Source organism: Prevotella multiformis DSM 16608 (genome assembly GCF_000191065.1).
Lineage (GTDB): Bacteria > Bacteroidota > Bacteroidia > Bacteroidales > Bacteroidaceae > Prevotella > Prevotella multiformis.
The window spans coordinates 1,105,218-1,127,328 of record NZ_GL872283.1; the positions used below are offsets into that span (position 1 = coordinate 1,105,218).

A 22,111-nucleotide genomic window follows, 5' to 3' on the forward strand; every position below is an offset into this window, starting at 1 on the left:
ATCCGTGTGCCCGGCAGACCGCTCCCGCACAATCCGGCCATCAGCACCTTACTATATAGGACCATGGCAGGAGCGAACCGCTCTTCCCTTTTCCTGCCGATGTGTTTAAAGGAAATTCGCCATGAGGAAAGTTTCCTGTCTTACAAGGTAAAAGGTCACCTTCACCGCTGCGGGCAAGATAATATCCTGACAAGGATTCAGGACTGCCAGCATCAGAAAGCCGTCTGTCAGTCGGGTATCAGGAAGTTGATCACCTCCTTCTCCACGCTGACCTTGCATGTTCCGACAGGCGTCCCGTTCAACAGGCGTCCATCCACACTGACAGGGGTATGGCTCTCTGCCTGCAATGTCAGTTCGGCCGTCCGATAAGGATGCACACTCCTATGATTCAGAATTTTCCCACGCAGGAGGAGATAAAGCCCCTCGATAATCTGCACGGTCTTGGGCTGGGAGACGACCGAGACATCCAGCAGACCGTTGTACGGTACGGCGTTGGGGGTCTGTCCGTAGCCCGAGGCATTGCCTATGCAGACCGTCATAAGGCGTTTGTTTACCGTCTCCGTATTGACATGGAGGTGCATGAGGAAGTCGGTACGCTGGAAGAGAAGCAGGAAAGTCGAAAGGATGAAGGACAGTCTTCTGGAGACAAACAGATGACGGGTACGGCGGCGAAGGCTCATAATGGTGGCAACAAAGCCAAAGTTCACACAGTTGAGGAAATAACGCCGGCAGTGCTCGTTCTTTCTGTTCTGATAACGGATACATCCGACATCTATCTTTCTCACCCTTTTCTGCATCAGCCATCGGATGGTCCGGTCCAGACAGGATTCATCAAAACCCCAGAAATGAGCAAAGTCGTTCAGCACCCCGTTCGGAATCACCCCCAGCGTGATCTGTCCCCGCTCTTCCGGTTCCATGCGCATCAGGTAGTTGACCGCATCATTCAGGGCAGAGTCCCCGCCGAAGATGACAAGGGTCCTGTAACCGTTGTTGATCATCATACGAACCAGCCTTTCCACACTGCGCGGGTTCTCACTCTGTACCATGTCATACAATATATGATGCGATTGCAGACAATGTTCTGCCTGTTCCCAGCGTTTCACAGGATTACTCAGCAATCCGCCTTTGGGACAATAGATGATGCCCCACCTCTCTTCTTCTACCATAGACTTAATATTTCTTCTATCTTTGCATTCATCGGCTGCCGGGCATTGACCCAGTGTATTGTGAAGCCTCGCCGTTCCATGCCCCGGAACCATGTCATCTGCCGTTTCGCAAACTGGTGGATGGCCGTTTCCAGCTGTCCGAACATTTCCTCATAAGACAGCCGTCCGACGAGATATTCCGTGACAAACCTGTATTCCAGCCCATAATAAATAAGATCTTCGGCAGGAATACCACGTTTCAGGAGGCGGTCTATCTCCTCCACCATCCCCGCTTCAAGCCGGGCTTTCAGACGCTCTGTTATTTTCTGCCTGCGCTCGTCACGATCAATGTCCACACCTATTATGAACGAGTCTATCGGCGGGCAGTGCCGGTCTTCTGTCGGAGCCGACAGGTTGTGCGTTTCAATCTCTATGGCGCGGATGGCCCGCTGACAGGAGTCTACATCCGTCCTGTTGTGCATGACGGAGTGGTTCCTCTCTTTCAATCCGGTCAGAATCTGTGTCAGCTCCCCAAGCGATCTGTTCTCCAGTGACCGGCGCAGCTCCGGATTCTGGGGCACCGGAGACAGGCTGTAACCTTTCAGCACCGCTTCTATGTAGAGGCCTGTCCCGCCACAGAGAATGGGCGGTACCCCCCTGCTCCGTATGTCTTCATAACAGTTGAGGAAGTCCTGCTGATAGCGGAAGAGATTGTACTTCGTCCCGGGCTCACATATATCTATCAGGTGGTAGGGAACGGATCGTCCGTCCACCGTATAATCTCCCAGATCCTTCCCCGTGCCGATGTCCATGTCCCGGTACACCTGCCGGCTGTCGGCACTGATGATTTCAGCACCAATGCGCACCGCCAGATGTGCGGCGAGGTCTGTCTTGCCCGATGCCGTAGGCCCGAGAATGGTTATCATACGTTTTCCCGAAGCCGTCCCATAATCCGCACCGCTCTCCGTATGTTCATGCTTCATGTCGCAAATTTAGATAAAATTCCCGAACTATAAGCCAGTCGGATAAAGAAAATATTTTTTCTTTAGAAGGAAGATAACAGAAAAATCCCTGCCGGAGAACCGGCAGGGATTAATATTTCATCCGTCAATGTCTCTCTGCGCAAGAGAGAATTGCAGATTCACTTTCCAGCAATATTACTTCAGCTCTGCGAAGTACTTGATTGTGCGTACCATCTGAGAAGTGTAAGAGTTCTCATTGTCATACCAGGAAACAACCTGTACCTGATATGTGTCGTCGCTGATCTTGCTTACCATTGTCTGAGTCGCATCGAACAGTGAGCCGTAGCGCATACCGATGATGTCAGAAGAAACTATCAGGTCCTCGTTGTAACCGAAGCTCTCCGTTGCAGCAGCCTTCATGGCAGCGTTGATGCCCTCAACGGTAATGTCCTTGCCCTTGACAACAGCAACGAGGATGGTGGTAGAACCTGTCGGAGTCGGAACACGCTGTGCAGAACCGATCAGCTTGCCGTTCAGCTCAGGGATGACGAGACCGATGGCCTTTGCAGCACCTGTTGAGTTAGGAACGATGTTGCAGGCACCTGCACGTGAACGACGGAGGTCGCCCTTGCGCTGCGGACCGTCGAGAATCATCTGGTCGCCCGTGTAAGCGTGGATGGTTGACATGATACCTGACTGGATAGGAGCGTATGCGTTCAGTGCAGCTGCCATAGGAGCCAGACAGTTGGTTGTACAAGAAGCGGCAGAGATGACCTTGTCGTCAGCTGTCAGGGTTTTGTGGTTTGTATTGAATACGATAGTAGGAAGGTCGTTGCCTGCCGGAGCAGAGATAACCACTTTCTTGGCACCTGCCTTGAGGTGGGCAGAAGCCTTCTCCTTTGATGTGTAGAAACCAGTGCACTCGAGAACAACGTCTACCTTGTTAGCAGCCCATGGGCAGTTTGTAGCGTCCTTCTCAGCAGAGATCTTGATTTCCTTGCCATCAACGATGATAGAATCCTCTGTTGCCTCTACAGTGTGCTTGCCCTCACCGTACTTGCCGGCGAAACCACCCTGAGCGGTATCGTATTTCAGAAGATGAGCAAGCATCTTAGGACTTGTCAAGTCGTTGATTGCAACAACCTCATAACCTTCAGCCTCAAACATCTGACGGAATGCGAGACGACCGATACGGCCAAAGCCGTTAATAGCTACATTTACCATTTTTTACCTTAATTAATTTATGAAAGTTTATAAAACTATTTTCTTTTTACCTCCCCAGTAGAAATATTTTCCTTGTTACGATTGCAAAGATACAATTATTTTTTTATTTTTGCAGACGCTTTGCGTATTAAATATTATAAAAAATAACGTGCGACACGCATACAGATGGATGGATGCAATCCTACAGACCGAGATTGTAACGTCCGTATGCCAAAAGCGGGATGTTTAGGATAAAGAAGTACAGGACAACAACAATTTAACAACAGATAAAATTATGAGCAGACTCATTCAAGAATTCAAAGACTTTGCAGTAAAAGGGAATGCCGTCGACATGGCGGTCGGTGTAATCATCGGCGGTGCTTTCGGAAAGATCGTCTCATCTATCGTCGACGACATCCTCATGCCTCCTATCGGATGGCTCATCGGCGGCGTCAAGTTCACCGACCTGAAGATCACGCTCCCCACCGTCGACATTCCGGGAGTGGAGAAGATGGAGGCCGCCACCATCAACTACGGCAATTTCCTCCAGACGACATTCGATTTCCTGATCATCGCTTTCTGTGTATTCCTCCTCGTAAAGGGTATCAACAGACTGTCTAAGAAAAAGGAGGAGACAGCTGCGCCGGCACCTGCTCCAGAGCCGACGAACGAAGAGAAGATCCTCATGGAGATACGCGACCTGCTGAAGAAACAATAAATACAGGCATCCTGTAACAACAGGGGAACGAAGTCCGAAGTCCGGCAACGGAACTCCGGACTTTTTCGTTAATGCCACTTACAGGCGGGAAGACCATGTATCAGGCAGATACACAGCACAAGAGGCGGGTAGAAGTCCTCCCTCATCAGAAAAAGGATGTCAGCCTCCGGCTTTTGCGACAGGCTGATTCCGCCAAGCTCCAGCGTCCCCTCATTTCAGTTCTAAGTGCAGGACCAATGGCAGATGATCGCTGAATCCATTGTTATAACGCATACCATTATAATTACGGCGTGGCTTCACTCCACCGTATTTCTCATCCGGCTCCAGCAGGAACACGGCATCATGGACATGACAGCCTGACACACGCTCACGCAGGTTCTCGCTCACCAGAATCTGATCCAGACTCCCCCAGGCACCATGGTAACGATAGGTTCCTTTGGCTCCGTTGCTTCCCCGCGCTTCTGCCGACACATTGACCAGTCCGTGCGTATATGCGGTCTGCAGGGAGGGACTGTCAGGATAATCATTGAAATCGCCCATCACCAGTACTTTGGGATCCGAGTGGCACAGCCGGAGAGAATCTACCGCATCGCACAGCCGGTTTACCACGTGTTTCCTGAAAGGTCTGGAATACAGTTCACCTCCCATTCGGCTCGGCGCATGAACCAGGAAGACGTGCAGCGTGTCGCCGTTTTCCACTTCACCTTCCACATGAAGAATGTCCCTTGTAGGACGCATGTCCAGAATCGGTGCGACACGTATCGTATCCGCTCTGATCAGCCTGAAGGAAAAAGGAGAATACAGCAATGCCACATCAATGCCGCGCACATCACCGGAGGCGGTCATTACGTATTCATAACGTGCCTTGCGGAGCAATGAACGGCGGGTAAGGTCGAACAGGACGGAGTCGTTCTCCACCTCGCACAGTCCTACGATGTCGGGCAGATGCCAGCCGCTGCCGTCTTCGCCGCAGGCTATGAGGGTCTGTCCTGTCCTGTTCAGTTTCTCCCAGTACTTGGTCCGGGTCCAATGCCGGGGAGAATCCGGCAGAAATTCACGATCTTCCTTCAGCGTGTCATGCCGTGTGTCAAACAGGTTCTCCGCATTGAGTTCGACGACGGTCAGGCGACTTTGTGCAAAGGTCTGCAAGGTGGTCAGTACTGTAAAGATAAAGATTAATGCTAAACGCATAAGCCGTTGGGAATTAAATATCAAGAGTTAAAAGTATTGCGGGGACAGACGGGGTAGTTGAAGGAAGGATGAGAAGCCAGAGGGGAAAGTGAGTAAAGGTATCAGGCCTTTACCGCATTCCATCCATAAAGGGGAATCGGCCGCAGGGGTGTTGTCTGAAGACAAGAGGACTTCCTCTCCGGCAAGAAGACCACGATGAAGACATAAGGCCGTTCATTCCCTACGACGGTGACGACTTATCCTCCTCTGAATCATCCACCTCCCGACGGATCCCCTACCCCTTCACATGCTTGCGGATCTTCGCCAGATAAGCTTTCATGCCATCGGCATCCTTGTCGTCGATGATCTGCAGCAGCTCTTTCAGTTCCGTACGGATCTGCGCCACCTGGTCGTGCGTGCAGGGATTGAAAAGAATCTCCTGGAGCAGGTAGTCATCCTCATTCAATACGCCCTTCGCTATCTGCATGTGCCGTTTGAAAGTGGTGCCCGGTGCATCCTGGTGCTTCATCACGGCCGCAAAGACGAAGGTCGAGACAAACGGAATGCTCAGCGAATAGGCTACCGTCTTGTCATGTTCCTCAAAACTATACTCGTAGATGTTCAATCCCAACCGCTGGTAGAGATCCTTGAAGAAGATTCTCCCCATATAGTCTCCCTCGCTGATGAGGATGGCGTTTTCTTCGCTCAGCTGGTTGAGATTGGCAAAGGTCGGCCCGAACATCGGATGCGTAGACACGTAGGGATGCCCGCAGCGGCCATACCATTCCTTCAGCCCCGTTTTCACCGAACTGATGTCTGACAGGATGCTGCCGGACGGCAGCACCGGCAGTACTTCCTCAAAGGCCGGAACCGTATATTTCACCGTCACGGCATTGATGACCAGCTCCGGCCGGAAGGCTTCCACCTCGTCCAAGGTGGTAAACCGGCGGCAGTTGTATGTAAAGCGGAGACGGCGGGCATCCTTTTCGTAGGCCGCCACTTCGTGGTCGAAACTGAGCAGGTCGATGAAGAAACTTCCCATCTTTCCCGCACCCATAATCAGTATTTTCATATTCTTCCTTTTTCAAGAGGGGGATTCGGTGACGGACATTACTCGTTACCAGCCGATTGTCATGATGAAGAAAAGCAGCAGCCAATAACAGCCAAGAGGCTGATCGACAACAGACAATCACCGCTTATCCCCCCGATACCCGTCGGCCGGCAATGCGAACCATCGACACCCGATGCTCCTACCTGTTCACTATCTCCAGCTGCTGGCGCACGCTCTCTTCATGGATCAGCTCGAAGACCTGTGCGGCAAAGTTGGGATCCATGCCGCAAAGACTTGCCTGTGCACCGCGCTTCTCAAGTATCTCATTGTACCTGCCGGTCTGCAGGACCGTCATGTTATGCTCTTTCTTGAAAGTGCCGATTTCACGGCAGATACGGAAACGCTTGGAAAGAAGTCCCATCAGCGAGTTGTCCACCTCGTCGATCTGCGCACGGAGAAGGCGGAGTCCTTCAGTCGTTGAGGTATGGTCACGCACGACCAGAAGCGACAGGATATAATCGAGAATATCGGGCGTGACCTGCTGCTTCGCATCACTCCAGGCTTTCTCCGGATTACAGTGGCTCTCGACGATCAGTCCGTCGAATCCCAGGTCCATCGCCTGCTGGCAGAGCGGCGCTATCAGGTCACGGCGGCCCCCGATGTGGCTCGGGTCACAGATGATGGGAAGCCCCGGGATACGCCGGCGCAGCTCGATGGGAATCTGCCACATCGGCACGTTGCGGTAGATCTTCTTTTCGTAGCTTGAGAAGCCACGGTGTATCACGCCCAGCCGCTTCAGCCCGGCCTGGTTCAGCCGCTGCAGCGCTCCTATCCATAGCTCAAGGTCGGGATTGACAGGATTCTTCACCAGCACGGGAATGTCCATCCCCTGCAGGGTGTCTGCCAGTGCCTGCATGGCAAAGGGATTGGCAGAGGTACGCGCCCCTATCCAGAGTATGTCCATGCCGTACTTCAAGGCCAGTTCGACGTGTTCGGGCGTTGCCACTTCGGTAGAGATCAGCATGCCTGTCTCTTCCTTCACCTCCTTCATCCAGGGCAAGGCCGTTTCGCCATTGCCCTCAAATCCACCGGGCTTCGTACGCGGCTTCCATATCCCGGCACGGAAGATATGGCAGCCTTTGTCTGCCAGGCTGCGTGCCGTGGACATTACCTGTTCTTCCGTCTCTGCCGAGCAGGGACCAGCGATGACAACAGGGCGAACATTGTCGCTCGGGAGTCTTAAAGGTTCTAAGTCTAATTCCATAATCATCTGTTCTTTAGTTTCACTTGATGGGATGAGCGCATCGTCCCGTTCCTCCTCAAAAGCCGCACCGGCGGCAACGGCACGGCATCCGGCATACCGCCTTACCACTCCAGGGCGGCAATACGGTCGCATGCCTCCGCCATCCTCTCGTCTTTTGCACACAAGGAAATGCGGACATAACGCCTGCCGTTGCTGCCGAAGATGAATCCCGGGGTAAGGAACACACGTGCCCCGTGCAGCACCCGTTCGGTCAGTTCCTCCGCATCGGCGTACTTCTCCGGTATCTTTCCCCACAGGAACATCCCCACCTGTGCCCTGTCGAAACGGCAGCCCAGCAGTGTCAACATCTCTTCGGCCAGGACACGCCGCCGGCGATAGACCTCTATGTTATACCGCCGATGCCATTCATCCGTATTCGTCCTCATGGCCTCCGCCGCAGCCAGCTGTATGCCCCGGAAAGTTCCCGAATCGATGTTGCTCTTCACTTTCAGTATCCACGAGATGAAAGTAGGATTGCTGATGCACATCCCCACACGCCATCCCGGCATATTGTAAGCCTTCGACATGGAATTGAGCTCTATGCAGCAGTCTTTGGCACCGGGCACCTGCAGCAGGCTCAGCTTCTCTCCCTCGTTGAGGATAAACGAGTAAGGATTGTCGTTGACAACCACGATTCCATGCCGGCGGGCAAAGTCGACCAGCCTGACATAGGTCTCCCGGCGGGCGTTACCGCCGGTCGGCATGTTCGGATAATTCGTCCACATCAGGCGGACACGGCCCAGATCCATCCGCTCCAATGCGTCGAAATCGGGCTGCCATCCCCTTTCCTCCCGCAGGTCGTAGGTCACGACCTCTGCTCCGAGCAGCCGTGAGAGGGATGTGTAGGTGGGATAACCGGGATCCGGGACAAGCACCTGTTCGCCGGGATTGACAAAGGCCAGGGTGACGTGCAGGATACCTTCCTTCGATCCGATAAGCGGCTGTACCTCGGTCAGCGCATCCACCTCCACGCCATACCAGCGTTTATAGAAGTCGGCCATCGCCCCGCGCAGTTCGGCTGTGCCCATGGTGGGCTGATAGCCATGCCCTGCCGCCTCCCGGGCGACCTCGCAGAGCTTGTCAATGGTCTGCTTCGAGGGAGGCTGGTCGGGACTGCCGACAGCCAGGGAGATGATGTCCTGTCCTTCCGCATTCAGTTCTGCCACTTCTTTCAGTTTGCGCGAGAAGTAGTACTCCTGCACCTCCCGTACACGGCTTGCCGGCTGTATCATAGGCTGTTTCCTTTTCATCTGCTGTTCATGTTCTGTCTGCCGGGGCACTTTCCCCGCGCCGACGGCTGCTAATGTTCTCTGTACTCTCCCAGAATCCTGATGCTTTTCACCAGCGGAGTGATGGCGTCTATCGACTGCCGGTAGCGGGTGAGGCTGTCAAAAGTCAGGTCTACATAGAAGAGGTATTCCCACTCGTGCCCGATGACGGGCAGAGACTGTATCTTCGTGAGATTGATGCCATAGAAAGAGAGGATGGTCAGCACCTTGCTCAGAGACCCCTCTTCATGCGGCAGCGAGAATACGATGCTCGCCTTGTCCACATCCGTCAGCGGACGGAGGAAGTCGGCCTTCTGCGGCTGGCAGGCAATGAGGAAACGTGTGAAGTTGTGCTTGTTGTCCTCTATCGAATCCTCGAGAATCTTCAGTCCGTAGATCCGTGCGGCATCCGCGGCGCAGATAGCCGCCCGGCCGCGGCAACGTTTCCGTGCGATACAGGCAGCCGCCCCGGCCGTATCATCAGCCTCCACGGCCTTGAGAGCAGGATGACCGGCAAGGAACGAACGGCACTGCATGAATGCCACAGGGTGGGAATGAACCTCGGTGACCGTTGTCCAGTCGTCGTCAGGCAGGCAGCAGATGCAGTGCTGGATATGGAGCCGCTGCTCGCCTACGACCATTGTCCCCGACTTGCGCAGGAGATCGTAATTGTGCAGCAGGCTGCCGGCTATCGTGTTCTCGATGGCGAGCAGCGCGATGACCGTCGGGTCTTTTTCCACCTCCTCGAACACCTTCTCAAAAGTGGTGCAGCATATAAGCTGTACCTGTTCATCGGGAAAGTAAGCATGGGCGGCAATGTCGTGGAAACATCCCCGTTCTCCCTGTATGGCTATTCGTTTCATCTGCTTCGTCTGTTTTGTGGAGAACCGGCCCGTCAGAAGGCCGGTCTACGAAAAACGGCCCTGCCCAGGAATGGGCGGGACCGCTTCGTCGTCTGTTTCTTGCTTTATGTGATGGTCATAAGTTGAAATCTACACGCAACCTCCCGCCTTGCAACTTTCTGCAAAGAAAAAATAAAAGTAACGGAAAGATACATAAGACGTGCTCATAATCTTCATTTTCGTTTGTATTCGACTGCAAATTTATTACTTTTATTTCTTATCACCAAACTTTTCGTGGAGAAATATGCATCTTCAGGAATTTGGAGTGATGAGGCTTTTCCTGTGAATTGACGACCTTGATGAAATATCACACAGAAACAGTGAGCTGTTGGAAACAGTAAAAAGGTAAAAGAGTAAAAAGGTAAACATTATTCTCTCATTCCGCCGTCCTGCCCCCGCTTTCCCAGCTTCTCCGTGCTCATTATGTAGCAGACTTACTTTATCACTCCATATTTCGGGAGAACCCTTTTTGATGGATGCAATATAGTGGACAAACCTCAAATCTCAAACCTCAAATCTCAAACCTCAAATCTCAAACCTCAAATCTCAAACCTCAAATCTCAAACCTCATTATGTAGCAGACTTACTTTATCACTCCATATTTCGGAAGAACCAGAAAGATTCCTCCTGCGGAAAATACTCTGTGCGATACCGGCTGCTGCCGGTGGCTGGTACTGCTGTTCCCAAGGGGCGGTACCGCTGTTCCCAAGGGCTGGTACCGCTGTTCCCACACGGTTGGGAATCCGGCTCCCATACAATCAGAGGAGGGACGTTTGTCCCTCTCCGGATCATCCGCATTCCTCCCGGTACTTCCGAGGGGTCGTGCCCACCTCTCTCCGGAAGAACTTGGAGAAGGCGGATGCACTGGGGAAGTGCAGCCGGTAGGCAATCTCGCAGCCGGTCAGGCCGCCGGTCTCCAGGAGGATTTTCGCCTCCTGTACCGTCGCACGGTTAACCCAGTACATGACGCTCCGACCGCTCGCCTTCTTGATGACGGAAGACAGGTAGTGAGGGGTCATGTTCAGTTCTCCGGCATAGAAAGGAATGGAACGCTCCCTGACACAGTGGCGATGTACCAGCCGCCGGAACTTCCTGAAGGTTTCCTGCATGCGCATGGGAATACTGTCTGCCGCAGCCTTCTCGGCAGTGTCCCTGATGTACTGGACGTTGTCCACGAGTGCCTGCAGGAGATGCCGCAGCACCGTGCGGCGGACAGGGGGGACCTGCATGAAGTCCCAGACGAGGTAAATCATGCGCAGCAGCCGGTCGGCCTCTGTGGGCGAAACGGTGAGTACGCTCTCCTCCGGCAGCTCCACCCCCTTGCGGAAGATGATGGCAACGACGCGCGTTTCCTCCGATATTTTCTTTATGTCGACAATGGTATCGGCAGGCAGCACCATCAGCATCCCCTTCTCGAGATGCCAGTCCTGGAGGTTGATGCAGAGGTCGGCATGTCCTTCCATGACAAATACCAGCCTCGGCTCTACTATCTGGTAGATCTTCCCTTCCTCGAGGAAACGGCTGTGCTGTATGTGACCGTCGATGACGAGGACGGCCTCGTCATTTGCCGTGACACGTCCCTGCTGCGGCAGCAGTTCTTCGGGATTGATGCTGTCCATTGAGAACGGGTTGATGGTTCTGGACTTCTCTTTCATCTTTCCTTATTGTATGATTATATTGCAAATCTAACATTATTCTCCGTAATAATACGTGCGAGACACAGGAAATCATACAATCGGGAAAGTTTTTGTTCGTATTTCATCATCTTCCTATGGCATAATAGTCCTATCTTTGCACGACAGGAAGAAGAAAACAGCCGATTAGACAAGAAAGAAGAGATGAAGAAACAGCACATGAAGAAGAAATTAGGACTTCTCGCACTGGCGGTCTTTCCCATTGCCGTTCCGGCACAGACGCTGGACGAATGTCAGCAGGCGGCCGGACGGAACTATCCGCTTATCAAGCGGTACGGACTCCTTGCACGGACAACGGAACTGACGGTCAGCAACATCAGAAAGGAATGGCTGCCCCAGATCAGCGTCTCCGCCCAGGCGACCTGCCAGAGCGGCGTCGCCTCGTGGCCGGACGGCATACGGACGGCGTACCGGCGGATGGGACTGGATATGAAAGGACTGTCCAAAGACCAGTACAGGGCGGGCATAGAAGTCACCCAGCCGCTCTACGACGGCGGGGCGGTCAGCAGCCAGGCGGGAATAGCACGGAGACAAGGAGAGGTGCAGAAGGCCGAAAACAAGGTAAACCTCTATCAGGTACGCAGACGTGTCAACGAGATGTACTTCTCACTCCTGCTTCTCGACGAACAGATCAGGCTCAACGAAGATGCGGCGGCACTGCTGCTGTCCAGCGAGAAGACGCTTTCGGCAATGGTCAGGGCCGGTACGGCCGCCGCAAGCGACCTTGAGAATGTAAAGGCGGGACGGCTGGACAAGGAGCAGCAGAACACCGGGCTCAGGGCACAGCGGCAGATGCTGCGGCGGATGCTGGGTGTCTTCTGTGGCAGAGAGATCTACAACCTGCAGAAACCGGACGCTGTCAGGATTTCCGGGCAGACCGGCAACCGGCCGGAACTCGGGCTCTTCGACCGTCAGCTGATGCTTGTCGACGCACAGGAGAAAGCACTGGGGGCAAGGCTGCGGCCGAAGGTCGGGCTCTTCGCACAGGGCTTTTACGGTTATCCGGGACTTAACATGTTCGACGACATGATGAACCGGAAGTGGAGCCTCAACGGCATCATCGGCGTGAAGCTGTCGTGGGATGTCGGCGCACTCTATACACGGAAGAACGACAGGGAGAAGCTGGAAGTGCAACGTGAACAGATCGGGAATATGCGGGAGGTGTTCCTCCTCAACAACCGTCTGGAACAGATACAGGCGGAGGAGAACGCCGCCCGGTACCGAAGCATGATGCTTGCCGACGACGAAATCATCAGTCTCCGCACGCACGTCCGCAAGGCCGCCGAATCGAAGCTGGCCCACGGCATCATCGACGCCCACGGACTGATGCAGGAAATCAACAACGAGAATGCGGCCAGAATACGGCAGGCAATACACGAGATGGATATGCTACGGGAAATGTACAACCTGAAATATACCAACAACGAATGAAACGACTGACGGAAATGAGAAAGATATTTTTATTCGCCGCACTTGCCCTTGGGGCGGTATCCTGCAAAGACAGCGGGAAAGAGTATGATGCCACGGGAACGTTCGAGGCTACGGAGGTGACCGTATCGGCCGAGTCCTCGGGACAGCTGGTAAGTTTTGACGTTACAGAAGGACAACTGCTCAATGGCGGGCTGACGGTAGGCCAGATCGATGCCCGTCAGCTGGCGCTGAAACGAGACCAGCTGGCTACGGACAATGACCAGCTCCGGGCGACCCATGGACAGTTCGAAGCCAACAGACGGCAGCTCGCAGCCAGCAGGCAGGCAACGGTCAGCCGGCAGCTGGACCTTGAAAAGCAGGTGGCGGCCATACGGCAGCAGATTGCCGACCAGCAAAGGGAACGGAAGCGTTTTGACGAACTGTTCCGGGACGGGGCGGCACCGCGCAGGCAGGTTGACGAGATCGATTACCAGATCCAGGTGCTGAAGAAACAGCTCGCCGCAGCCGAAGAGCAGATTGCCAGCCAGAACGCTGCATTGGCCGAACAGGACAAGGGTATCGCCGCACAGATGGAGGGCATCGCCGCCCAACAGGCCGGCGTGGATGCCCAGCAGGCCGGCGTACGTACCCAGCAGGCACAGATTGACGACCAGATAGCCCATACTTTCGTGAAGAGTCCCATCACAGGGACGGTCCTGGAGAAGTATGCCGAACGGGGAGAGTTCGTACAGGCCGGCAGGCCACTCTTCAAGCTGGCAGACACAGTCAGGATGTTCATCCGTGCCTACATCACCTCCGCACAGCTCCGGAATGTCAGGATCGGGCAGCGGGTGAAGGTCATGGCTGACTACGGAAAAGGGCAGAAGAAGTCCTATAACGGAATCGTCACGTGGATTTCCAGCCGTTCGGAGTTCACGCCCAAGACCATCCTTACCGACGACGAGCGTGCCGACCTCGTCTATGCCGTCAAGATACGGTTCCGCAACGACGGCTATGTGAAGATCGGCATGTACGGTGAGGTGAAGTTTTAGTCAGTACCGATGAATGCAATCGAAGTAAACAATCTGTCCCGCCGTTACGGCAAGGTGCAGGCGCTGAAAGCGGTCAGCTTCTCCGTGGAAAGAGGCGAACTGTTCGGCATCATCGGCCCTGACGGAGCCGGAAAGACGACGCTGTACCGCATTCTCTGCTCGCTGCTGCTCCCCGACGAGGGCACGGCTTCGGTGAACGGATACGATGTCGTCAGCGGCATGAAAGAGATACGCCGGCGGGTAGGTTACATGCCGGGCAGGTTCTCACTCTATCAGGATCTGACGGTAGAAGAAAACCTGAGGTTCTTCGCCACGCTCTTCGGAACGACGATAGAAGAAAACTACGACTCCATCAAGGCCATCTATACACAGATTGAACCGTTCAGAAAACGCAGGACGGGAGCACTCTCGGGCGGCATGAAACAGAAGCTGGCACTCTGCTGCGCACTGGTCCACCAGCCGAGTGTCCTGTTCCTTGACGAACCGACAACAGGTGTCGACCCTGTCAGCCGCAAAGAGTTCTGGGAGATGCTGTCCCAGTTGAAGGAGCGTGAGATGACCATTGTCGCCTCAACGCCTTATCTGGACGAGGTGAGGATGTGCGAGCGTGTCGCTTTCCTTTCGGAAGGTCGTATCAGGGGTATCGGTACTCCAGACGACATCCTCACCACCTTCAGGGACACCTTCAATCCTCCTGCCATCGAGAATCCGGAAGCCGGAACGAAGAGCAACGAGAATGCCATCGAAGTAAAACACCTCGTCAAGGCCTTTGGCAGCTTCCATGCGGTAGACGACATTTCCTTCACGGTCAGGAAAGGAGAAATCTTCGGCTTCCTCGGCGCCAATGGAGCCGGCAAGACCACAGCCATGCGTATGCTCACCGGACTCAGCCAGCCGACGGATGGAAACGGAAAAGTAGCAGGCTTTGACATCCGTACCGAGTACGAGCAGATAAAGAAGCATATCGGCTACATGAGCCAGAAGTTCTCGCTCTACGAGGACCTTACCGTTGCCGAGAACATCAGTCTCTTCGCCGGCATCTACGGCATGGACGACGGAGAGATACGCCGCAAGACCAGCGACCTGCTCGATCGGCTGGACTTCTCGGCACACCGAAACACGCTTGTATCCAGTCTGCCTTTGGGATGGAAGCAGAAGCTCGCCTTCTCGGTCAGCATCTTCCACGACCCTCATGTCGTATTCCTCGATGAACCTACGGGGGGTGTAGACCCCGCCACACGCCGCCAGTTCTGGAAACTGATCTATGACGCTGCGAAGCAGGGGATAACGGTCTTCGTGACCACTCACTACATGGACGAGGCGGAATACTGCGACCGGATTTCCATCATGGTAGACGGCAAGATCAAAGCCCTGGGCACACCTGAAGAACTGAAACAGAAACTGGGGCAGCCGGACATGGACCATGTCTTTACATTCCTGGCACGGCAGGCCACAAGATGTGCAGATTAAGAATGAAACCAATCCATAACGTATGAGGCAGTTCATAGCTTTTGTCACCAAGGAGGCAAAACATATCATCCGTGACAAGCGTACCATGCTGATGCTTTTCGGCATGCCTGTCGTCATGATGCTGATCTTCGGATTCGCCATCACCAACGACGTGCGGAACGTGCGGACAGTCATCGTCATGAGCAATGCCAGCTATGCGACGCGGCAGGCGGCTGACCGTCTGGCGGCATCGGAGTATTTCACGATCGTGAAGACCGTCGCCACACCTGCCGAAGCCGAGCAGACGATCCGCAACCAGCAGGCGGACATTGCGGTTGTCTTCGCACAGGACTTTACAGAACCGGGACATGGAGTCCAGTTCATCGTGGACGGGGCGGATCCCAACATGGCGCAGCTGTGGTCTAACTATGCCCGTGCCGTGCTCATGAATGCGGAGGGGACCGCCGTCAATTCACAGATGCTTTACAATCCGCAGATGAAATCCGCCTATAACTTCGTGCCTGCCATCATGGGGATGCTGCTCATGCTGGTCTGTGCCATGATGACCTCCATTTCCATTGTCCGGGAAAAAGAGAGAGGCACGATGGAGGTGCTGCTCGTATCGCCCACACGTCCGCTGCTGATCATTGTCGCCAAAGTCGTTCCCTACCTGGTACTCGCCTTCCTGATTCTGACGGCAATCCTCCTCATGTCCACTTACGTCCTGGACGTACCGCTGCATGGTTCCCTGTTCTGGATATTCGCCATCTCCACCGTCTACATTCTGCTGGCACTCTCATTGGGACTGCTGGTCTCCAACGTCGCAAAAACACAGCTTGCCGCCCTGCTGCTGTCGGCCATGGTGCTGCTGATGCCCATCATCATGCTTTCGGGAATGGTATTCCCCATCGAGTCGATGCCCCGGATACTGCAATATGTGTCGGCCATCATCCCCACACGTTACTATATCAGCGCCATGCGAAAGCTGATGATCATGGACACCGGCATCGGACAGGTGTTCCGTGAGCTGATGATTCTCGTCGGCATGCTCGTCATATTGCTGGCTCTCTCGCTTACGAAGTTCAACAAACGACTGGAATAGAAACTATATGGTACTGAAATATCTTTTACGCAAGGAGTTCACCCAGATACGCCGCAACTCGTTTCTGCCACGGCTCATCATCGTCTTCCCCATCATGGTCATGTGTGTCATGCCGTGGGTAATGAACATGGAAGTGAAGAATATCGTGGTAGATGTCGTCGACAACGACCGCTCCACACAGTCGCAGCGGCTGGTGCATGAGATTGAAGCAAACAACTACTTTGTCTTTCATGGACAGCAGCCTACGTATGCGGCAGCACTCAGCAACATAGAGCATTCCACGTCAGATGCCATAGTGGTCATTCCACAGCACTACAGCAGGGATCTTGTCCTGGGACGTACGCCGCAGGTGCTGGTGGCTGCCAACGCCGTCAACGGGACAAAAGGCTCGATAGGGTCTGCCTATCTCTCACAGGTTGTCATCGCCCGCGCATCTCCTTCCGCAGCTTCTGTCCAGTCGCAGGTGTCTACCTTATATCTCTACAACAAGCAGCTGGACTTCAAACGCTTCATGATTCCCGCACTCTTCGCCATCGTGATGATGCTGATGACAGGATACCTGCCGACGCTCAACATCGTAGGTGAGAAGGAGGCAGGGACTATCGAACAGATCAACGTGACACCCGTAAGCAAATGGACATTCATCCTTGCCAAGCTGATTCCCTACTGGATCATCGCCTTCTTCGTCGTCACCGTCTGCCTGCTTCTTTCATGGGGGATATACGGCATTGTTCCCGCGGGAAGCATTGCCCTTGTCTATCTGCTGGCGATGCTGCTGGCACTGTTCTTCTCGTCCTTCGGGCTGATTGTCTCCAATTATTCGGACACCATGCAGCAGGCCATCTTCGTCATGTGGTTCTTCGTCGTGATGCTCCTGCTGCTCTCCGGCCTGTTCACACCGACACGTTCCATGCCTTACGCAGTTTATCTGACAACCTATGTCAATCCGGTAAGCTATTTCATCGAGGCCATGCGGACGGTCTGCATCCGCGGAGGCGACATGGGAAGCATCTACCATCAGGTACTCGCCCTGCTCGGAATCGGACTTCTCATGAGCATGTGGGCCGTGCAGAGCTATAAGAAGAACTGCTAAGCTGTGCATAAGCGTGTGGCCGTGCAGAGCTGTAAGAAGAACTGCTAAGAGAAACCGTTGCCGGGGTAAAGTTCATCGTATACAGAGGTGCATCAATTCTCCGACCGAGGCAGTACAACGCTTCTTCCACCGTAAGTTACTATTTTCCAGGCAATAGAATATAAGGGTGCGAAGATCCGACACGGGTGGTGTAAACCAACAGAACGAACGCAACACACCGGCGAAGTCGGTTTCCGATGTGTGTTATATATGGTTCTTCCGTTAAATGCGTGGATGCTTTTCGCATAGTTTTAACGGAAGAACCGAAGTGATTCATTCAACAAAAACATAGCCAAGACCGTCAACTGGCTATTCCATCATCATCCTCCGAAACAAAGCCCTTCTCAATTTAATAGGTTGAAAATACAGGCACCGTTTTGAAAAACTATTACATAATATCGAATGAATCAGCTGTAAATATAAAAGACACAAACAAAAAAGCAAGTTTGTAACCAGTAGTAAATCAACAGGTTGTCAAGTCGTTTTTAAAAGGTGCTTGATTGGACTTCAAAAGGGCGTTGGCAACACGCTAAAAGGGCACCTGTTGCAAGCCAATCAGGCATCTTTTAGAAGCCAGAAGGGCATGTGTTGCTTTGCATTACATGAAAACATTTTACAAATACTGATGATAGGGTAATAAGTTGTTTGTAGAAGACGGAAAGACAGGCTGATGGACAGGCTTCATATCAATTCGCCTTTTCTGCATCTTATATTGCAGTGTAGCCCCCTTTTGTAAGCCCCTCTGCTTTTGGACAGCCATACCATGCAAGTGCATAAGCCACTATTCCCAATCTGCGCATTTAACGGAAGGCCCGATACCGTTCCTATAAAACGTCAAAGCCCTCATCTTATAGGCGTTCCAGACTGAGAGACAATCTGGCAGTACCTATAAAATGAGGGTTGGAATATGAGTCATATAGTCCTTCGACTATAAGGTGTTCCGTTCAGAAAATCCGTTAAGCCTCTTCGCTCCAGTCCTCTTTCGTCTTGCGGACGTAGCTCTGGTAACGAAGTTTCGCCATATCCTCACAGGCCTTGAAGAGTTCAGCCCCCTCGTCCGGATAAGCCTTGAGGACAGAGAGGAAGCGTACCTCGCTGCGGAGGAAGTCCTGGAACTTGCTCCAGTCCGGTACCTTGGAATCAAGAGAGAACGGATTCTTGCCTTCTTCAGCCAACTGCGGGTTGTAACGCCAGAGGTGCCAGTAACCGCAGGCAACAGCATTGGCCTCCTGCGCCTGACTGCGACCCATACCGCCCTTGATCTTCAGACCGTGGTTGATACACGGAGAGTAAGCGATGATGAGCGACGGCCCGGGATAAGCCTCAGCCTCACGGATGGCCTTCAATGTCTGTGCGTTGTCAGCACCCATGGCAACCTGTGCTACGTAAACGTAACCGTAGGTTGTAGCCATCAGACCGAGATCTTTCTTGCGTACACGCTTGCCCTTGGCAGCAAACTGAGCAATGGCGCCGAGCGGAGTAGACTTTGAACTCTGACCACCCGTGTTGGAGTAAACCTCCGTATCGAGTACCAGGATGTTGACATCCTCGCCGGAAGCGATGACGTGGTCGAGACCGCCGTAACCGATATCGTAGGAAGCACCGTCACCGCCGATGATCCACTGGCTGCGCTTGACGAGATAGTGGTCGAGGGTCTTCAGTTCGGCACATACAGGGCATCCATGCTCTGCGCCGGCAGCAATCAGCGCTTTCAGCTTGGCAGCGGCAACCTTTGACGCATCCGCATCGTGCATGCTGTCGAGCCACTCCTGTGCAGCTTCCTTGAAGTCGGCCGGTGTCTTGTCGTCAGCCATCAGCTCATTGAGCAGCACGACGATGCGCTCACGCATCTTCTTGTTGCCCAAAGCCATACCCATGCCGAACTCGCAGAAGTCCTCGAACAGTGAGTTGTTGAAGGCAGGTCCCTGTCCGTTCTCGTTGGTTGTATACGGGGTAGAAGGAACGGAAGCAGAGTAGATGGAAGAGCAGCCGGTAGCGTTGGCTATCATCTCACGGTCGCCGAAGAGCTGTGAAACGAGCTTGACATACGGTGTCTCACCACAACCCGCACAGGCTCCTGAAAACTCGAACAGCGGCTGAGCGAACTGGGAGTTCTTGGCATTCGACTTGATGTCAACCAGATTCTGCTTGCTCTTGACGTTCTTGACGAGGTACTCCCAGTCGGCTGCACGACGTACAGCCTCTTCCTCACCGGCAACAAACTGTGTCATGGCAAGTGCCTTGTTGCCCTTCTTGCCCGGGCAGACATCAGCACAGTTGCCGCAACCTGTACAGTCGAGTACAGACACTTCGATGCGGAACTGCATACCCTTGAGCTGCTTCGGAGCGAGTACGTCGAGGGTAGGTTCGTTGAAGCCGGCCTTCTCCTGTTCGTCCAGAACGAACGGACGGATACAAGCGTGAGGGCAGACGAATGAACATTTGTTACACTGGATACAGTTCTCTGCGTCCCATGTAGGAACGAAAGCAGCGACACCGCGCTTGTCGTAAGCAGCGGTACCTACCGACCATGTACCGTCAACCGTGTTGTGCTTTACGAAGTCTGACACTTTCAGGAGGTCACCGGCCTGTGCGTTCATCGGACGTACAAGTTCCTTGACGAATGCGGGTGCATCGTCGGCTTTGGCCTCATCGTCAGGGAGGTTTGCCCATGCAGGGTCAACAGTGAGCTGCTTGTATTCGTTGCCGCGGTCAACAGCAGCGAAGTTCTTGTCTACGACATCCTGCCCCTTCTTGCTGTAGCTCTTGACGATGAACTTCTTCATCTGATCTACGGCAAGGTCGAGTGGGATAACCTGCGTGATACGGAAGAAAGTCGACTGGAGGATGGTGTTGGTACGGTTGCCCAGCCCGATCTCCTGTGCGATCTTGGTCGCATTGATGTAGTAGACGGTGATGTTGTTCTTGGCGAAGTAACGCTTCACCTTGTTGGGAATGAAGTTTACAAGCTCCTCTCCGTCGAAGATGGTATTCAGCAGGAACGTACCGTTCTTGCGCAGGCCACGTGTGACATCGTACATGTTCAGGTAAGCCTGGACGTGGCAGGCCACGAAGTTCGGAGTGTTCACCTGATAGGTAGAACGGATCGGGCTGTCGCCGAAACGGAGGTGAGAGCAGGTGAAGCCGCCCGACTTCTTGGAGTCGTAAGAGAAGTAGGCCTGGCAGTGCTTGTCGGTGTTGTCACCGATGATCTTTACAGAGTTCTTGTTCGCACCGACAGTACCGTCAGCACCGAGTCCATAGAACTTAGCCTCGAACATTCCTTCACCACCCAGCGGAATCTCCTCGACCTCCGGAAGAGAGGTAAAGGTGACATCATCCACGATACCTACCGTGAAGTGGTCCTTCGGCTCGGGCAGTTCAAGATTGTTGTAGACGGCGATGATCTTGGCGGGTGTGGTATCGGCAGAACCGAGACCGTAACGGCCACCGACAATCAGCGGCTTGTTCTTCACATCGTAGAATGCGCTCTTGACATCGAGGTACAACGGCTCACCCTCTGCACCCGGCTCCTTCGTACGGTCGAGCACGGCGATGCGCTTGACGGTCTCGGGCACTGCTGCCAGCAGGTGCTTGACAGAGAACGGGCGGTAAAGGTGTACGGCGACCATACCCACCTTCTTGCCCTGGGACATCAGGTAGTCGATGGCTTCACGGGCAGCTTCTGTGGCTGAACCCATCAGGATGATGATGTTCTCGGCATCCTTTGCTCCGTAGTAGTCGAAGAGGTGATGCTCACGGCCGGTAATCTTGGTCAGTTCGTTGAGATAGTGCTCCACGACCTCCGGCACATTCTCGTAGGCAGAGTTGCTTGCCTCACGGTGTGTGAAGAAGGTCTCCGGGTTCTCGGCAGTACCGCGTACGACCGGACGCTCCGGTGACATGGCACGGTCGCGGAACCGCTTGATGTCTTCTTCATCCACCAGCGGACGGATGTCTTCCTGGTCGAGGCACTCGATCTTATGATACTCATGAGATGTACGGAAACCATCGAAGAAGTTGATGAAAGGAACGGAAGTCTTCAGCGAAGCAAGATGAGGAACGGCAGAAAGATCCATGACTTCCTGCACGGAACCCGAACAGAACATGGCGAAACCTGTCTGGCGGCAGGCCATCACATCCTGATGGTCACCGAAGATACAGAGCGCATGACTTGCGAGTGTACGTGCGGAGACGTTGAACACACATGGCAAAAGTTCACCGGCAATCTTGTACATGTTAGGAATCATCAGGAGCAGACCCTGTGATGCGGTGAAGGTTGTCGTGAGAGCACCCGACTGCAGTGAACCGTGTACGGCACCTGCTGCGCCACCCTCTGACTGCATCTCCTGTACGCTTACGGTCTGCCCCCAGAGGTTCTTCCGTCCGCGTGCCGACCACTCGTCGACGTGCTCAGCCATTGGAGATGAAGGAGTGATAGGATAGATAGCTGCGACCTCAGAGAACATATAGCTCACATGAGCAGCGGCCTCGTTACCATCACAAGTGATAAACTTCTTTTCTTTAGCCATTTTGAAATTTATTAAATG

Annotated in this window: 16 protein-coding genes; 6 read left to right on the forward strand and 10 right to left on the reverse strand. The window is 53.7% G+C overall.

Translation table 11 applies throughout. The annotated features are described in order from the left end of the window. Nucleotides 1-227 precede the first annotated feature (227 nt). The 3 genes from HMPREF9141_RS09860 to gap form a co-directional block, all read right to left on the reverse strand. Entirely contained in the window at nucleotides 228-1,166 is a 939-nt protein-coding gene (locus HMPREF9141_RS09860; protein ID WP_007368584.1) for a diacylglycerol/lipid kinase family protein, read from the reverse strand. Beyond that, the gene (gene miaA / locus HMPREF9141_RS09865) at nucleotides 1,160-2,128 is read right to left on the reverse strand and encodes a tRNA (adenosine(37)-N6)-dimethylallyltransferase MiaA (protein ID WP_007368585.1); all 969 of its coding nucleotides are present in this window, start codon (nucleotides 2,126-2,128) and stop codon (nucleotides 1,160-1,162) included. Before miaA ends, HMPREF9141_RS09860 begins: the two co-directional genes overlap by 7 nt. Nucleotides 2,129-2,302: 174 nt before the next feature. Further along, entirely contained in the window at nucleotides 2,303-3,331 is a 1,029-nt protein-coding gene (gene gap / locus HMPREF9141_RS09870) for a type I glyceraldehyde-3-phosphate dehydrogenase (protein ID WP_007368586.1), read from the reverse strand. A 274-nt stretch (nucleotides 3,332-3,605) separates the two neighbouring features. Between gap and mscL the strand changes: the two genes are divergently transcribed. Further along, on the forward strand, nucleotides 3,606-4,028 hold the full coding sequence (gene mscL, locus HMPREF9141_RS09875) for a large-conductance mechanosensitive channel protein MscL (protein WP_007368587.1): 423 nt from the start codon (nucleotides 3,606-3,608) through the stop codon (nucleotides 4,026-4,028). A 210-nt stretch (nucleotides 4,029-4,238) separates the two neighbouring features. Here mscL and HMPREF9141_RS09880 read toward each other — a convergent pair whose 3' ends face one another. From HMPREF9141_RS09880 to HMPREF9141_RS09905, 6 genes are all read right to left on the reverse strand, one after another. Next, complete coding sequence (locus HMPREF9141_RS09880; protein WP_007368588.1) at nucleotides 4,239-5,219, reverse strand: endonuclease/exonuclease/phosphatase family protein; 981 nt, start codon at nucleotides 5,217-5,219, stop codon at nucleotides 4,239-4,241. A 274-nt stretch (nucleotides 5,220-5,493) separates the two neighbouring features. Then, entirely contained in the window at nucleotides 5,494-6,270 is a 777-nt protein-coding gene (locus HMPREF9141_RS09885; RefSeq protein WP_007368589.1) for a prephenate dehydrogenase/arogenate dehydrogenase family protein, read from the reverse strand. A 178-nt stretch (nucleotides 6,271-6,448) separates the two neighbouring features. Next, nucleotides 6,449-7,513, reverse strand: coding sequence for a bifunctional 3-deoxy-7-phosphoheptulonate synthase/chorismate mutase type II (locus HMPREF9141_RS09890; protein ID WP_040555050.1), 1,065 nt, complete (start codon nucleotides 7,511-7,513; stop codon nucleotides 6,449-6,451). A 101-nt stretch (nucleotides 7,514-7,614) separates the two neighbouring features. After that, complete coding sequence (locus tag HMPREF9141_RS09895; protein WP_174256080.1) at nucleotides 7,615-8,784, reverse strand: pyridoxal phosphate-dependent aminotransferase; 1,170 nt, start codon at nucleotides 8,782-8,784, stop codon at nucleotides 7,615-7,617. A gap of 68 nt (nucleotides 8,785-8,852) precedes the next feature. Then, nucleotides 8,853-9,683 carry a prephenate dehydratase gene (locus HMPREF9141_RS09900; protein WP_007368592.1) on the reverse strand — a complete coding sequence of 277 codons (831 nt, stop codon included), beginning with the start codon at nucleotides 9,681-9,683 and terminating at the stop codon, nucleotides 8,853-8,855. An 827-nt stretch (nucleotides 9,684-10,510) separates the two neighbouring features. Then, nucleotides 10,511-11,377: a helix-turn-helix domain-containing protein gene (locus tag HMPREF9141_RS09905; protein WP_007368593.1), complete on the reverse strand. Its 867-nt coding sequence runs from the start codon at nucleotides 11,375-11,377 to the stop codon at nucleotides 10,511-10,513. Between the two features lie 198 nt (nucleotides 11,378-11,575). On the opposite strand from HMPREF9141_RS09905, the gene HMPREF9141_RS09910 reads away from it, so the two are divergent. From HMPREF9141_RS09910 to HMPREF9141_RS09930, 5 genes are read left to right on the forward strand one after another with little or no spacing between them, the layout of a single operon-like run. After that, nucleotides 11,576-12,847: a TolC family protein gene (locus HMPREF9141_RS09910; protein ID WP_040555054.1), complete on the forward strand. Its 1,272-nt coding sequence runs from the start codon at nucleotides 11,576-11,578 to the stop codon at nucleotides 12,845-12,847. 14 nt (nucleotides 12,848-12,861) lie between these two features. Next, a complete protein-coding gene (locus tag HMPREF9141_RS09915) occupies nucleotides 12,862-13,878 on the forward strand; it encodes an HlyD family secretion protein (RefSeq protein WP_040555056.1) in 1,017 nt (338 codons plus the stop codon). 9 nt (nucleotides 13,879-13,887) lie between these two features. After that, nucleotides 13,888-15,348 carry an ATP-binding cassette domain-containing protein gene (locus tag HMPREF9141_RS09920; protein ID WP_007368596.1) on the forward strand — a complete coding sequence of 487 codons (1,461 nt, stop codon included), beginning with the start codon at nucleotides 13,888-13,890 and terminating at the stop codon, nucleotides 15,346-15,348. 22 nt (nucleotides 15,349-15,370) lie between these two features. After that, the gene (locus HMPREF9141_RS09925; RefSeq protein WP_007368597.1) at nucleotides 15,371-16,429 is read left to right on the forward strand and encodes an ABC transporter permease; all 1,059 of its coding nucleotides are present in this window, start codon (nucleotides 15,371-15,373) and stop codon (nucleotides 16,427-16,429) included. A 7-nt stretch (nucleotides 16,430-16,436) separates the two neighbouring features. Beyond that, nucleotides 16,437-17,522 carry an ABC transporter permease gene (locus HMPREF9141_RS09930; RefSeq protein WP_007368598.1) on the forward strand — a complete coding sequence of 362 codons (1,086 nt, stop codon included), beginning with the start codon at nucleotides 16,437-16,439 and terminating at the stop codon, nucleotides 17,520-17,522. A 995-nt stretch (nucleotides 17,523-18,517) separates the two neighbouring features. Here HMPREF9141_RS09930 and nifJ read toward each other — a convergent pair. Then, nucleotides 18,518-22,093 carry a pyruvate:ferredoxin (flavodoxin) oxidoreductase gene (gene nifJ / locus HMPREF9141_RS09935; RefSeq protein ID WP_007368599.1) on the reverse strand — a complete coding sequence of 1,192 codons (3,576 nt, stop codon included), beginning with the start codon at nucleotides 22,091-22,093 and terminating at the stop codon, nucleotides 18,518-18,520. Nucleotides 22,094-22,111 lie beyond the last annotated feature (18 nt).